Below are 15568 nucleotides of genomic sequence, written 5' to 3' on the forward strand. Positions count from 1 at the left end.
ATTAGTTACAGGTTAGTGGAAGGCGCAACATGAATTCACCATCCTTTTGCGTGACTTCTATTGACCTACCTAAGATCATCTCCGATCTCTCCCTCAGGTTTATTAGCCCTAATTTCCCCGAAGGAACCGTTGTAACTTTTGGCCTTATTTTATTTCTCACCTCAAGCCAGTGATCAGTAACTGTTACTTTAACCCATAAAGGATTCTCCCTATCCCCCTGGTTATGTTTGATTACATTTTCCAACGCCAACTGAAGAGAACAAGGTAAAGTTACCTGTTGAGATAAAGTATTTCTTCTACATTCAACGTCTAATTTGTAAGCATGAGAAAACCTTTGCTCCACCAATGACATATAATCCATTGCAAAAGTAATTTCACGATCAAGACTTATCGTTTTGAAATCTTGACATTCTAAGACATAGCGATAGATATTTGTAAATTTATCTAGAAACTCATCAGCCACCTCAGGATTGGAACCAATAAGTGCCGACAGAACATTTAGATTATTAAATAAGAAATGAGGATCCAGCTTCTGCTGCATAGCTTCAAGCTGCTTCTCCAAAAGTAACTTTTGTACTCTCTCCAAATCAAGACGCTGCTCATTAACCCCTTTAATTAGCTTGATGGAAATAACTGCACCACAGTTTAAAACATGCAAAAAAATCAAACTTAACGCAAGTAGGGACACATGTCTTCTATCTATCTCCTGAACACCAAAGAACAGCTCCAAAGACAAAGTAAGAAATATTGCCAGGAAAAGGTATATAAAGCCGCTAATTACAAAAACTGCAAGGAAGGATTGGATGGATATATTATCCTCTTTTTTGCTTGGTATTAACGTGCCACATACTTTCAACGATAACCATTGAGAGAGAAAGCACTGTAATACAATCCAAATTGGTGCATCATAATGTATAACGATGGCACTTCCCGGAGTAGCTTTTATTGTAGCAGAGTACAAGACAACCAAAATTGAGAAACACGTCGTTAAAAAAATAATGGCTGCCTTGCTCATCTTTTTACTTTATTTATTGCGGAAGGCGCATAATAACCTGACCATTGATATCGAGAAACTCTAATTTTGCCTCACCATCTTTGGTAACCATTAGCTGAATACGTTTGTTTCCATCAATATCATTTAGCTGAAGCTTCGAATCCCCATTTAGGGTACCGTAAAAAGCCCTTCTAGTCCCACCAAGCTTTTCTTCTTTATACAGTTTTGCTAGCCGTTCTATTCGCTCTTTATCGCCAAGCCTTTTAGCCTCACTAAACTCCTTAGACAGATCAAAATCCATATCCTGATCAGGACGGTCCATTACTGTAAGGCCCGTCACCATATAATCAGAACTTTCAATGTGTTGCACCATTAGAGTTTGATCTTGATTATATCTATCAAAAGATAGGTGTAACCCATGGTTAGTTATACCATCGTCCTGACTTCCTCGAAATATAAATCCCCCATTTTCAGTCCCTTCATCATTGTAAAAAATCATCCCAGGCCTAGACGACTCTGATCGAAATACCTCTCGCCCATACCTTTCGACCCCTGGCGCCTTATCTGAGTTAGCTAGAACCATACGATTCAAGCCGTTCTTTTCTACAATATTGATTCGCTCGACAAAAATTTCTTCAAACTCAACGGTGTCTCTCTTAAACCCCGTTAAGCCGCCCAAAAAAATTACGCTCAATGCTAGTAGTACATTAATTTTGCTTTGATGACTTGATACTTGTCTTTGATTTTCCATGTTAACCACCTCACTCAAATAGAACCTCAAAGTTAGGGGGTAGAAGGAAAGTGTTCTAGAGAAAAGTTGTAAACAGGGGGAGAACCCAAATAAACAGGGGGAAAAGCCAAATAAGATATGCGCACGAGATCCTTATGCAACATCGAGAGGATTGTTTTTGAGATATGTACAGTCAGATAACAATAGCAATTATCGTTTTAGATAGTGACTTTGGGAGTACTGCATTTAATGAGCCCCTATTCTTGCTACCTCCCTCAAACTAGACTTATGTTCCACTAAAGCCCTTATAGATCACCATTGACGCCTATCAATAAGTCAAACAGTTTGGACAAGATTCAGAATTGGCGCATAATAACTCATATTAGCTACACTCGCCCCCAAGAAGGCGTTGCCTGTTGTAGCCGCCCGTCTTAAATTTATGATTGTGAATTCTCTATGAGTACCCTTGATTTGAATGATATTGCCACCTTGAGCTGTGAAGATCGCTACGAGTATTTTCTGAGCATAGCCGGAGAAGAGCGGGAGATCTGGATACTGATCGATAGCCAAAATTGCTTTCTTAAAATACACACCGATGAAGACGGTGGCTTTGAATATCTGCCAGTATGGCCAAGCGCTGAATTTGCCCAAGCCTATGCTGAGAATGAAACGGGCCTCACCCCTAAAAGCATTCCCTTACCACAGTTTTTAAAGAAGTGGCTTTCTGGCTTAAAAGGTGACGGCATTGAAATAGGTGTGTTTCCTGCGCCGGATAAAAGCGTATGGATTACTAGCTCAGAGGAACTAGAGATCGATCTACGGGAAGAGCTGAACAACTTCTAAATAGGCTATTCACGTTGACGCTACCGCTTCAAAAATCCGACAAAGAAAGTTCAGCTCTATTGAATAAAAGTGAGATAACAGGGTAAACACCTGTTATCTTACTTGGGTAATATACAATTACAGATTCGCCGCCTGATATTTATATATACTATTCACTTGAGGCGTTGCAATGAAAACCAGGAATAAAATAAGTTTCGACGCCACCAAAAGCTATAAGAAGAGAAAGATATAAAGCCGGCCTTGCCCGCTTATAGCAGCGCAGTCGCCAGTGCAAAGCATTCGGAAAAGAAAAGCAAATAGTATCCGGTTGGATAACTTTCACGTCATCTAAATCTCCCCATAAGTCGATATCCGAACTCAAAGCAAAATCCAAAACTCTTCCTCTAGAGAGTAGGTAGATATTAACTCCCTGATCCAGAGACCACCAATCATGTAGGATAACTAACACTTTATCGAGAAATTGGTATTGAGCAACAATCTCTCTACCATAAACGGGTATAGTTCTTTGGTTGGGGCCATCAATTAATACGACTTTACTATTATCAATTAGATTAAGCTTGAAGTTATTCACCTCAGAGAGAAAAGCGTTCGTCACTACCCTACCCCCTTAAATTCCAGACCTCTAACTTTACTACAAACTTTTAATCCAAAATATGGCTCTCTGAATTAACAGGGTATTTAAAAAATCTTAATATGTTCCCCTAATTGGGTAATGGTTATCAGGATTTCGGATAAACTCGATACCCACCAATAGTGTTTGCAAGTCAGGCCTCGCAAAAGGTGCATTGGAAATGTCGACTATTTGCAGCCTTCCAGATTCGTTGATAACAAAAACACCCGGTTCAGTAAAGGGCCTATCTGTTTCTTCAGGGGAGCGGGGTTTTGAAATATAGAGCCCAAGCTGCTGCATTTGGGGTATTGATAAACCGTAACCGACAGTAAATCCCGGCTGAATTGTTTCCATATGCAGAGAAGCTTTTTCCTCTGTATCGGCAGAGACAGCGACCACATCAATACCCTCCGCGCGATAGCGGGGTAGTAGCACACTCAATACACGCAAATACTTGGTACAAAGAGGGCAGTGCTTACCTCGGTAAACGACTACCATCTGCCAAAGGAAACTACCTTCGGGCTTCCCCAGTACCAACTCACCTCCACCAAGTCGCTTTACTTCTATTGCAGGAAAATTGATACCAGCAGCAAGCTTTATATTGCTCATTAGCACCCCACTTGAGAATATAAGAAGGGACTTAGTCAACCAATGAATCCCACCGTTAGTATAGGAGACTCGATGAAAAAGCCCCTTATTCGTTTTCTATCAACGCTATTAGCAGCCGGACTGCTAAGTGGCTGCCCTGCTAACCACCAAAGTAACTCTTCTCCTGAAAGTCATTCCCAGCCTCTTGAGTTTTTGCCTGCCCTGAAAGGGGGCTACTTTAAGCTGGATTCAGCGATTATTGGGCGCCCCTACCATATCTATACTCGCCTGCCTGAGGGCTATAATCCAAACGAGGATACAACTTACCCGGTCATCTATCTCCTCGATGGGGATTCCCTGTTCCCAATTTTGGCTACTAATCACCTGTTTATGCATTACGATGATTACGCCCCCGAGGCGATTATCGTTGGTATTGCTTACGGCTCATTTAAACCTGAGATCAATCATCGCAGTTTTGACTTTTCACTACCCAGTGACACTGACACTGACACTGACACTGACACTGACACTGACACACTTAAGTATGGCGGTGCACCGCAGTTTCTCAACTTTCTAGAGCAGGAGCTCTTGCCAGCAGTTGAAAGCCGCTACGCGGTAAACCCTCGACAACGGGTTCTCTTCGGCCAAAGTCGAGGGGGATATTTTGTGCTGTACACGGCCTTTACTAAGCCCGACTTATTTCGAGGCTTGATAGCTAGTAACGCCACCTTTCTTCCACAACAGGAGTTTTTCCATAGGGAACCTGTACAAGCAACAAGAGAAGATCTGACTCTGGCAGTAACCAGTGGCTCTAAAGACATGCCAAACCTACGCAATGATGCACTCTCCTGGCATAAGCACTGGAAAGAACGAGGAAACACTCCCTGGCACATTGCATTTACAACGATTCCAGGCGGTACGCATGCGGCAAATAGTACTGACAGTTACCGTTTCGGAATCCATGAGATTTTTGCGGAAGAGATCGAAATATCTCGTATGAAGGCAGAGAACAATTTGCAAGAGGTAGAGGATCACTAGAGCTAAAAATTAATAGAAGTAAATATATGATTCCCGCAAACTAAAAAGCCCGCTTTTAAGCGGGCTTTTTTAAAACGATGAATTAATTACTCTGTACAGGCAGCAATACGACCAGCCGTATTTTTACCGGCACCACAGTTCAGGCCATCGGGGATACCGGTGTAGTCTGGGGCCATAATACCGCCGTTACGCTGAGCGTCATGATCGGTATAAATGCTCGCCAGGTTATAGGAACGCGCTGTCCCCTTATTGTCATTATCACAGGAGAAGATAGCGCTTCCGTAAGCAATACCCAAGAAGGTCTTGTATTCCTTCAGATTTGACCACAAGTTGCGCTTAGCAGAACCAGAGCAGTTCATCTGGGAGGCCAGATTGATATAACCATCGTCCTCACCGCCCAACAGCAAAGAGCTAGCACTCTCAATACCTGGGAAACCGGCGTAGCCTCCAATGGTATAAACCGGTGCAGCCAGGTTGGTGCCGACATAGTTGCGTACAGCATAGACATCATTGGTTTGCAGGTAACGTACTGCTGCGCACTCACGACCGATAAACCAATCGTTGATCAAATCTTCGATCCAGCTACCGTTACACAGTCGATCAACCCCTTCTGTACCGGTGATTGCACCACCAGTAGTAAAGATTGCCGCGATACCGCTAATGGCAGTATCAAAGTCCACTTCAACTGCGTAGCTATCATTCAGACCTGCGACATTAACGGTTTCGGTTTTCGTCTTACAGCTTTTCCAGAACCAGGAGCCAGTACAAACCTTCGAGGTTTCGGTCACAGTATTGGAATCCAGCTGGTTGTAAGCACGGTTATAGTAAGGGGACCCCGGTACGGCATTGCCCGCGAGGTACATCATCTGGGTAGCGCCCTGACTGTGGGCAATCACGTAGAAAGTATCATCGGCAGCACACTGGTTTTCATGCTCATAATCATCGCCTTCGCCATTGCGAATAGCGATTATCTGCCGAGCGATTTCACCTGCTGTGCCGTCATGCCAGTAGGGCATCTCGCCCTCATCGGTGGAGTTGTAACCAACCACACCGTAATTGCCGCCATTTACACGCAACTGTTCAATAAAGTCACTACCCGCGTATTCATCGAAGTAGGCCTCACTCCAATAATCTAAAGCCGGCTGCTCAAGATTACCCTGGGAGTTAGTACGCTGCTTGATATGGCCCTCAGTACCATGGCCATGAACCAGGATGTAGCAGTTATCCGCACTTGCAGAGGCTGATCCCAAAAGCCCCGCTAATAGTAAGGAGAAGCTCGCACCCAATCGTTGATAAAGTGTCATTGTGATGTCCTTTTATTTTTGCTCGGGCTTGGTCCCAATTTTTTAAATTGTCTTTTTATGTTGCCGAGACTGTTTTATGGCTTGCGAAAGGTATCCGGTTAATAAGTGCCAAGAATATGACTAATAGCGCCAAACAGAATCTTAGGGCGACAAGCAGTATGACCTTATAGTCATAAAGAGAAGGAGGTTTAGCTGAATGTGACAAAGTTCGCAAAAACTAAGAACCGCGACTTCGCTCTAGGTCACAGTATTGATAAAGCTAAAGGTGAGTGAGCACTTCCAAAAAAACTTTTGGCGCAAGCTATCTTTTCGAAGAAATAACTTACGTAAAGAAAAGGTTGAAATCGTTTAAATTTTGATCAGCCCCTATCGTAGCACACAAGTATCGTAGCCACTTTTCTATCGATATACCTATGACACGTTATGCACCCTTTCCATAAAAAATTGTGGCACTAAATTAAAACATGCAGCAAGAATTACAAGGTATAAATATATGAGCACCTCTACGGAGATAATTTTTAGGGGCTAACGACTCGGGAAATATACTACATATACTTAAAATCAAAAGGTAATCATCTAGTAGTAGGTTATCCACCGACCGAATGCATACTTATTGAACATCTACAGTAGGAAGGAAAAAATGATAGAGCCAAAAAAGTTTTGGGATAAAACTGCAGCGCGCTATGCCAAAAGCCCTATAAAAGATTTAAAAAGTTACAAGAGAAAACTGGCTATAACACAAGAATATTTTCAGGCAGACTGGTCCGTACTGGAATTTGGATGCGGCACCGGCAGCACCGCTATTCATCATTCTCCCTATGTAAACAGTATAACTGCTATTGATATTTCCGAGAAGATGCTGGATATTGCTAAGCAAAAAGTAAAAAGTGCCGCTATTAAAAATATAAGTTTTCAACAAGGCACCTTAGGTTCACTAAAATTCGAACCAGATAGTTTTAACGCTATCTTAGGGCTAAATATATTACATCTTCTGGAGGATATAGATGGTGCTATCGCGCGGGTTTACAATTTATTAAAACCGGGGGGCATATTTGTATCAAGTACTGCATTAATTAAGAAAAGCAATTGGCGATTCCTGATCCCAGTGATGCAACGCATAAACCTGGCCCCTTATGTCCACAAAATTGACAGACAGGAGCTTTTAGACAAGCTTACACGAGTTGGTTTTCTTATCAATAAGGAGTGGCAGCCTAGTAAGGAATCAATTTTTTTGATAGCAAAAAAGTAAGTTCTTCATTCCCCATATACGCGGCCACATTTCAGAAACCAGGACGAATTCCATTAAAAAAAAGCAGGAGAGCGGTAAGGGGGAGCCCCCTTACCAAATTTATCTCCCAGTATCATTACAACAGTTCAGGAGAAAAAATTAATTAACGCTATTTGAGTGGTAAATCATCGCCTGCCAAACATTTTGCTGACCACTCACATAGTTATCGTAGGTGGGGTTTTTAATATAAGTCCAAGCTACTTTTCCATCACCTAAGTACATAGGCTCATCCAAACCACCCCATCCATAATTAGGTAACTCGATTGGCCCTTCAAGTACGTTTAGATCTGCATCGACTTCCATTACATAATAGGCTTTTGGCACTAATAATCTTTTAGAGCCGCTGTCGGCATAAATACGGTTATAGGCCAGGTTATCAGAAATACACTGGAACTTTGCATACCCAAATAAGTAACGTCCATTTTTTAAATCAATAAGTTGTGGATCACTAATTTGGCAATCATCATCCTCAACCAACCAATTAAAACCCTGGCCTTCCATACTACCGGTAGAGCTGACTTTGGCGATGCCAATACGGGTTAAAGAGCTGGAATCTAGTGCATCACCGGAATAAAGTCCCTGCCTTGTTATTGTGGAGAAACTATCATCATCTTCCCAATAGTTATAACTCATATAGGACAGGAAACAGTTTGTGGTGTCGTAATCTGCACAATCTTCATCAAACGGACCTTCCCCAGATAGATCAACCCCAACTTCATCCTGGAGAAAGCGATCCATATTCGCATCTTCAATATATTTAGGCGAGACGATCAAAGAAAGGTTCGTATTGGCATCCACTGGTACAACAGTATGACCGCCACCATTAGATACCATCGCAGACGTTGATGGTACGAAGTGATTAAAGCGCCCTTCTGTAGACGAACTGGAAGTTTCCATTTTCACTGCAATAGTACCTAGTTGCCCATGAGTGCTACCTATCCAGTCGTTCCAATCACTGGTGCAAATTGCACCAAACATCTCATTGTCTGGATTATAGAATGAGCGAATATTTACTACGTGACCGTCGCCGCAGGCCCAATACCAACCGCGATTATCTGAGCTGCTCATATCCAGGGACCAATTATTACGGTCAATAACCGTTAAGCCTGCCGAATAGTGAGAACTCCCATTTCCATCAAATACCCGTGCAGAAACTGAGAAACCATAGCTACTACGACCCTGGCTGTCATCCTCAACATAAATCAGCTCTTGTGCGCCAAGATGAGTTCCACCGTGCATTTTATTTACTACGTAAGCATCAGGAACTTCACTTAAAGGCTGATTTTCCCACTCTAGCAGCCAAATTTGCTCGTTATAGCTGTAACTGGCATCTCGAATGTGCTGCAGTAAATCGTCATAGTCGCCAGAGGAAAGACTGGAAATAATATACTCCATCTCCTCTTGCATATCGGACCCTTTAATAGTGGTAAAGGATGGCGAATCCCCAAAATCAGTATCCGGGAAGTTTGCCTCCAAACCGGCAAGGAAATCGTCAAACGTCAGCGTAGGGTGTTCAGTAAAGAAGTCGATATATTTACCGTGATTGGTCGCAACCAGAAGACCAATTTCATTCGCAATACGGGATTCAATAGTGTCAATGTTATCTTCCATTTTCATCCACGTTGAACCGTATTGCTCAACAAGGTCAGCTTCAACCTCATAACGCTCATTGGCTTGATAATCTGTATTGCATAGAACTGCTACTGTGGAGCAATCAGAGCTTACAGCCACACCGTGGGATTCATAACACTGATTTAACAGCGTTGCATTACCTGTTGGCTCAAAACTGGAAGTATCCGGATCATACTGTAGCTCATAAATAGAACCGTGAGTTGTATCCGCAGCAGTGTCCCCCTCTGACAAAGTAGTGGAAACAAACATTCTCGGAGTATCGGTATCTGTTGCACAGGTCGCAGTATAACTACGAATCGGGATATCAATATCCTCTTCATCCTGCTCCCCGTCAGTGCGCGCTATATAGTGCGCCATTTGGTAAACCTCACGGGCACTGTTCATACCTTCTGGCAACGTTACGTCAATGGCAGTCAAAGAGGCGAAGCCTAAATCTGTATGCTCTACGTCCCCCACTACAACTGTAGTGCCCACATTATCCGAGATCGGATTATCATCGCTGCCGGACGAACCCTGATCGCTACCGCTACCGCCACTATTATTACCACTACCGTTACTATCTGAAGAGGGGTTATCCGAATCCGAAGAGGAGCTCCCTCCACCACCTCCACACGCGGCCAGCAATGCCGTCAAAGAAAGCGCTATTAACTTCTTATTTACCAGTAAACCCATCAGCTCTGCCCAACTCGTATGTCACTAAGATAATTTGTTATTGCTTGCTGTCATCCATTGAATTTTTATCCTCAATTGATGACCAAGTGCGCACTTTAAAGTGATGCAATCGATTGTCTGTGAACTGGTTTTAGAACCTGGCTGAGACCGATAAGTGGTAATTTTGCAGCGATAAACGGTACTAAAATACCAAAGCAGTAGTAGTCGTATCATGAATGGTAATTGGGCGATACTTTGCGAATATACAACTACAACGAACGGTTTCAGCTGCAACAATTGGATAGAAACTAGGAAAGCCGATATAGTGCTATTGATCGGCAATAAGCCTGTTTCCTGATAGATTGTCATTTATTCACAGTTTGGAAGTGTCAATATGAAAAGACTTGCTCTTTTAGCTTCGCTACTCATTCCCAGCCTTTCAATGGCAACCCCAGAGATTAAAGGCTCCCCCCAGGACTTACGCGACCTAATTTACCCAACATCAAGAGTTGTGACTCTCCACGGCAGTGCAAAAGAAACGGCTTATTCAGACCAGGCTATAGTCAATATTATTGTCACCACTGAAGAGCCCCTCCTATCAGACGCCATTGCTAACAATAGTTCTTTGCGTGAACAATTAACCGAGAGCTTAATAAAGGCTGGCATAGACCGAGCTAAGATTAAAAATTCAAAATTTTCATCTTCCCCACAATTTGGTTGGCTAGGCAAAAATCCTTCCAGCTATAAAGTTATTAACAGGGTTGCAATAACTATTAACAAGGAGGGACATTTACAGTCTATCGCAAGGCTAACCGATGAAAATAAAGAAATAGAAATAGTGAGTACTTCTTTTGAGCATTCAGAAGTATCTGAATATACAAAAAAGGTCCGATCTAAGGCACTAGCCAAAATCATGGAACAAAAAGCTGACTATGAGAGAACCCTGAGCATTCAGTTAACACCAGTTAATGTCCGTACAAATAATATCGGCTATCATGGGACAGCGGGAGCTGGAGCAATAGAAGAGGTTATCGTTACTGCTTCCAGAGCTAGAAACAGTAAACTTAAAGATAGCTTTTCAGAAGCATATATAGAAACAGAGGTTAGTTCCTTCGACGAAGTTCAGTATGAAGCTTCGTTGTCCGTGGACTTTCAGGTTGTGCCGTCAGCTACAACCGATTAACTTTCGATTAAGCATTCAGGTTGGCAGGAGTGAAATAGATACTTCTACCAACTAAATACCCCAGTTGTTTAACCTACCGAAAGTGATAATATCTGACTAATCTCATTCAAACTACGATTTGACTGGGACTGCCAAGTTTCGATGGCTGCTTTTAGTGCAGCCCAGTCTTTCTTGGAGGAGGGAGACTTGTCGACAACCCCTTCTCGGATTAAGGCTCGAATGGTATCACTTGCAAAAACCAAAGTATCAACTCCCATTCGTCTTAGAAATACTTGGGCAGTCTTACCGCCGAGTCGATCACCACCTTTACGCAAGTACAGAAGATTCTCGATATAGTTGCCTGTATTCCAGCTAGAGAAATACGCTCCCAAACTTCCATGCTCATTAGATAAATGCCAAAAGAAGTCTGCATTTCTCTGAATGGAGCGAGTTTTAGTCCAGTGCTTGATCATACCTTCCTGCCGCATTAGGTCATCTAACGCCTCTTCCGGTAAGTAACGACAGAACGAAACATCAAAGCCATAAAAGATCTTCTCTATATCCGGCCACTTTTTTTCAACAACCTTCCAACTAAAACCGGCTTGAAAAACAGCCCGAGATGCCGATGACAACCACTGACTATCATGTATCTCTCTCAAGAGCTGCGCAGGCTTTGGCTTCACCAGCTTCGACTGAAGTCCATCTACCCCTCCAAATCGATCAATCACAGGTGCCTCAATGGCAGCGAACTCACGCATAATTCAGACCTTCCAGTAAATCTACCTCCATTCTACGCCTATAAGTAGAAATTCAAAGCATTTGGAGTTTTAGCGGAATACTAAAAAGGTGGTGCGCGTTTATCCTGCCCAAACAACACGAAAAGCCAGCTGGCTCTAGAAGTTAATATTTCAGGAGGCTGAAAAAGAAAAGGACACTTCAATTTCCCCAATAAATAAAGGGGAGCTAGCTCCCCTTTATTTACATGATACTTAAGCAGAGGTATAAAGAATAATTAACCACCCATAATCAGACCCATATCTCTAAAATAAGCATAACCTATTTATTACTTAACCTTCTTATCAGTCTCTCCATTTTTGTACCCGAGCAAATCGAGGTAAAATGCATACTGTAAAGCGGTCTCCTTATAGCGACGGAAACGACCCGAAGAGCCACCGTGACCTGCTTCCATATTGGTATTAAATAACAACTGATTTTCATCAGTCTTCAACTCGCGTAACTTTGCCACCCATTTCATTGGCTCAAAGTATTGCACCTGGGAATCATGTAGCCCAGTGGTTATCAACATATTGGGGTAATCCTGAGCTTTCACCTGGTCATAGGGAGAATAGGAAAGCATATATTCATAACTATCCTTATTATTAGGGTTGCCCCACTCGTCATACTCATTAACGGTCAGGGGAATTGACTCATCCAGCATGGTAGTTACCACATCAACAAATGGCACCGCCGCAGTAACTCCCCGGTACAAATCCGGCTCCATATTGACTACCGCCCCCATCAACAGCCCCCCGGCACTGCCACCTGAAGCAAAGATCTTATCAGGGGCGCCATATTTTAATTTCCCCAACGCCTTGGTAACGTCGATAAAATCAGTGAAAGTATTCTTTTTATTGAACATCTTTCCATCTTCGTACCAGCCACGCCCCAACTTTTGGCCGCCACGAATATGGGCAATAGCAAATACAAAACCTCGATCAAGCAAGGATACCACTGAAGAGCGGAACCAGGGGTCAACGGTACTACCGTATGAGCCATAGGCATATTGCAGTAATGGATTAGAGCCATCTTTCTTAAACTTATCTTTACGATAAACCAAAGATACCGGCACCTTAACACCATCTCGTGCCGCTACCAGGATACCCTCGCTCTGATAGTGCTCTGGGTCAAAACCACCCAGAACCTTGTCTTGCTTAAGCAATTCCAAATCGCCACTATCCAGCTTGGCTTCATAAACACTATTTGGTGTCGTTAAACTCGAATAAGATACTCGAACACTCTCTGAATCCAAGTTTGGGTTTGAACTCAAGCCCAGTCTGTATACTGGATCATTAAACCCGACTTGAAGGTCCTTATTATTCTCTAAATTGATAATTCGGAGACCTGTTTGCCCCGCTTTTCGTTCTATTACTGCCAGATGATGATCAAATAAAGTGAAATCTTCCAACAAAACCTTACTACTATGAGGTATGACTTCCTGCCAATTAGACTTATCTGCTGCATCCCCGATGGCAACCTTCATAAGGCGGAAGTTTTCAGCTTGCCAGTTAGTCATGATATAAAAATCATTCCCTAACTTTAGCGCTGAATACTCATGGTCCTCTTCCCGGGGATATAAGGGAGTAAAATCAGCAAGAGGGGTGTTCGCATCCAGGATTGACTGGCCACTGCTAGTTGTAGAACTGTGGTGAATGCGTATCAGCTCTCCATCCCGGGATTTGGAAATCCACGTATAGAAAGCCTTATCCATTTCTTCGTAAACAACAACATCTTCACTTGGCGGCGTGCCCAACTTATGGCGCATTACCTGATAGCCGAGCAGAGTTTGATGGTCTTTATTGATATAGAAGACAGTTTGGTTATCGTTTGCCCAAACCGCAACTGGTGAAGCATTCTCCAATTTATCTGGCAGCATTTCACCAGTCTTTAAGTCCTTGAAGCGAATCGTGTAAACACGGCGCCCAACACTATCTTCAGGATATGCTACCAATTGATTATTGGGAGAAACCGCCAAGCGCCCTACACTAAAGTAGCCGTGGCCTTCAGCCAGCACATTCACATCCAGCATAACCTCTTCAGGTGCTTCCTGGGTCCCTTTACGTCGCGCGTGGATCGCGTATTCTTTCTCGGGAAGATAGCGGCTGTAATACCAATAACCATTATAGTAAACGGGGACCGTTGATTTATCTTTCTCCAGACGACCAGTCATTTCCTCAAAGAGTAATTCCTGTAACTCTTTGGTGTGGTGCATTACCGAATCGGTATAAGCATTTTCTGCTTCCAGATGAGCAATAACATCTGGCGCCTTACGTTCATCGTCGCGCATCCAGTAGTAATTATCGATGCGCTCGTGGCCATGCATAACCATTTTATGGGGCACCTTCTTGGCTACAGGAGCGGAAGCCTGTTCGCTAAACAAGGTTTTGTCTTCTGCTACTTGGTTATTTTCTGTCTCGCCACACCCTACTAAACCAAGGGTGAGCAACAGTGTTGCTGTGGTTTTATTCATCGAACTCTATCTCCCCTATCTATTTTTCTTTTATCCATTCGCCTGCTTATGCACATCTCACGCTGGCTATGATATAGACAAACACTAACCAGCCAGGATCAACCAGCTCATCCCCGCTATTATCAGCGATGCCGTCACACTAAGTATCGCGCCCTCTCGAACCATATCCTGTATACGTACTTTACCGGTTCCATAAGCAATCGCATTAGGCGCTGTAGCTACAGGCAGCATAAATGCGCAGCTGGCACTCATCGCCGCAGGTATCATCAGCACCATGGGCTCAAAACCCGCTGAAGTGGCGGCTACAGCTAAAATTGGCATAAGTAGAGTTGCCGTAGCTGTATTGCTGGTTATCTCTGTCAAGAAGGTCACACTAAGGCATAGAATGACCAACAACAACCACAGTGGCATCGCCGTCAGGAAAGAAAGACCGTTGCCGAGCATATCGCTCAGGCCGGAACTGGAGAAACCTTTTGCTAGCGCTATACCACCGGCAAACAGTAATAGCATTCCCCAGGGGATCGTCTCTGCCGTCTGCCAATCGAGCAGGCGCCCTCCCTTACCGTTAGGCACTAGAAACATAGCGACAACGGCTGCTAGAGCCACGGTTCCATCACCGGCAGCATCAATACCTATCAATTCGCTCCAACCACCAAACGGTGCATTGCGAGTAACCCATAGGAGAATTGCCACACCGAAAACCATTAAGGTTCGCTTTTCCTCTTGCCTCCACTCTCCCACTTGAGGGGGCTCAATGTCATTTTTCAGATGCACATGACGAGTCAGCCAGAGGGCCATTATAGGCAGCGTCACCAAAGCAACTGGGACTCCTATTTTCATCCAACCCAGGAAGCTAAACTCTCGTCCGGTTACTTCTTCGTATATTCCCATAAAAATAACATTGGGCGGCGTGCCCAGAGGAGTACCTACCCCACCCAGACTTGCGGCATAGGCAATACCCAGGATCAGGGCAATACTTAAGCGTTCGTTGTCGATCTTACTGAGAATTGCCAGGGCTATAGGCAGCATCATCAATGTGGTAGCAGTGTTGGAAATCCACATGCTCAGGAAGCCTGCTGCCAGCATAAATCCGAGCACCAGCCTGCGGCCGCTGGAGACCCCCACAATACGCAACATATACAGGGCAAGGCGCTCGTGAGCCCCACTTTTCTCCAGGGCCTTGGACAAAATAAAGGCCCCCATCAGTAACAGAATGACATGACTTCCCAAGGAAGCTGCCACCTCCCGATGATCCGCCACTCCAAATAGAGGCAAGAGGACAAAAGGCACCAGTGACGTTGCGGGGATTGGCAGTGCCTCCGTTATCCACCAGATCACTGTTAACAAGGTAATTGCAGCAGTTACTGCCGGTAGATATTGCATCCCCAACGCTGATAAAAAGAAATAGAAGGCCACAGCAAAAAGAGGCCCCAAAACTATAAAGCGCTGCCGCGCAATCGACATACCTGCCCCCAACAACT

13 protein-coding genes are annotated in these 15568 nt (G+C 43.8%); 4 read left to right on the forward strand and 9 right to left on the reverse strand.

Features of this window, described 5'->3' with window-relative positions:
* Position 1 precedes the first annotated feature (1 nt).
* The gene (locus ACJJI4_RS14650) at positions 2–1015 is read right to left on the reverse strand and encodes a sensor histidine kinase (RefSeq protein ID WP_444925625.1); all 1014 of its coding nucleotides are present in this window, start codon (positions 1013–1015) and stop codon (positions 2–4) included.
* Positions 1016–1028: 13 nt separating this feature from the next.
* Positions 1029–1745, reverse strand: coding sequence for a hypothetical protein (locus ACJJI4_RS14655; RefSeq protein ID WP_444925626.1), 717 nt, complete (start codon positions 1743–1745; stop codon positions 1029–1031).
* A gap of 435 nt (positions 1746–2180) precedes the next feature.
* Here ACJJI4_RS14655 and ACJJI4_RS14660 point away from each other — a divergent pair, with 435 nt between their 5' ends.
* Entirely contained in the window at positions 2181–2567 is a 387-nt protein-coding gene (locus ACJJI4_RS14660; protein WP_444925627.1) for a DUF2750 domain-containing protein, read from the forward strand.
* A gap of 148 nt (positions 2568–2715) precedes the next feature.
* Here ACJJI4_RS14660 and ACJJI4_RS14665 read toward each other — a convergent pair whose 3' ends face one another.
* Together ACJJI4_RS14665 and ACJJI4_RS14670 are read right to left on the reverse strand one after the other, a co-directional pair.
* A complete protein-coding gene (locus tag ACJJI4_RS14665) occupies positions 2716–3162 on the reverse strand; it encodes a hypothetical protein (protein ID WP_444925628.1) in 447 nt (148 codons plus the stop codon).
* 93 nt (positions 3163–3255) lie between these two features.
* Entirely contained in the window at positions 3256–3786 is a 531-nt protein-coding gene (locus ACJJI4_RS14670) for a redoxin domain-containing protein (RefSeq protein WP_444925629.1), read from the reverse strand.
* Positions 3787–3858: 72 nt separating this feature from the next.
* Here ACJJI4_RS14670 and ACJJI4_RS14675 point away from each other — a divergent pair, with 72 nt between their 5' ends.
* Positions 3859–4803, forward strand: a complete 945-nt coding sequence (locus ACJJI4_RS14675; protein ID WP_444925630.1) for an alpha/beta hydrolase — start codon at positions 3859–3861, stop codon at positions 4801–4803.
* 86 nt (positions 4804–4889) lie between these two features.
* On the opposite strand, the gene ACJJI4_RS14680 is transcribed toward ACJJI4_RS14675, so the two are convergent.
* Positions 4890–6107 (reverse strand): hypothetical protein, encoded by a 1218-nt coding sequence (locus tag ACJJI4_RS14680; RefSeq protein WP_444907544.1) that lies wholly within the window; start codon positions 6105–6107, stop codon positions 4890–4892.
* A 640-nt stretch (positions 6108–6747) separates the two neighbouring features.
* On the opposite strand from ACJJI4_RS14680, the gene ACJJI4_RS14685 reads away from it, so the two are divergent.
* Positions 6748–7356: a class I SAM-dependent methyltransferase gene (locus ACJJI4_RS14685; RefSeq protein ID WP_444925631.1), complete on the forward strand. Its 609-nt coding sequence runs from the start codon at positions 6748–6750 to the stop codon at positions 7354–7356.
* A gap of 138 nt (positions 7357–7494) precedes the next feature.
* Here ACJJI4_RS14685 and ACJJI4_RS14690 read toward each other — a convergent pair whose 3' ends face one another.
* Positions 7495–9699 (reverse strand): hypothetical protein, encoded by a 2205-nt coding sequence (locus ACJJI4_RS14690; RefSeq protein WP_444925632.1) that lies wholly within the window; start codon positions 9697–9699, stop codon positions 7495–7497.
* Between the two features lie 373 nt (positions 9700–10072).
* Here ACJJI4_RS14690 and ACJJI4_RS14695 point away from each other — a divergent pair, with 373 nt between their 5' ends.
* Entirely contained in the window at positions 10073–10861 is a 789-nt protein-coding gene (locus tag ACJJI4_RS14695; protein ID WP_444925633.1) for an SIMPL domain-containing protein, read from the forward strand.
* Between the two features lie 68 nt (positions 10862–10929).
* Here ACJJI4_RS14695 and ACJJI4_RS14700 read toward each other — a convergent pair whose 3' ends face one another.
* From ACJJI4_RS14700 to ACJJI4_RS14710, 3 genes are all read right to left on the reverse strand, one after another.
* The gene (locus ACJJI4_RS14700; RefSeq protein WP_444925634.1) at positions 10930–11598 is read right to left on the reverse strand and encodes a DNA-3-methyladenine glycosylase I; all 669 of its coding nucleotides are present in this window, start codon (positions 11596–11598) and stop codon (positions 10930–10932) included.
* Between the two features lie 305 nt (positions 11599–11903).
* Positions 11904–14087: a S9 family peptidase gene (locus ACJJI4_RS14705; RefSeq protein WP_444925635.1), complete on the reverse strand. Its 2184-nt coding sequence runs from the start codon at positions 14085–14087 to the stop codon at positions 11904–11906.
* Positions 14088–14171: 84 nt separating this feature from the next.
* Positions 14172–15551: an SLC13 family permease gene (locus tag ACJJI4_RS14710; RefSeq protein WP_413662969.1), complete on the reverse strand. Its 1380-nt coding sequence runs from the start codon at positions 15549–15551 to the stop codon at positions 14172–14174.
* Between the last annotated feature and the right edge of the window lie 17 nt (positions 15552–15568).

The organism is Microbulbifer maximicatervae (SeqCode) (assembly GCF_052467305.1).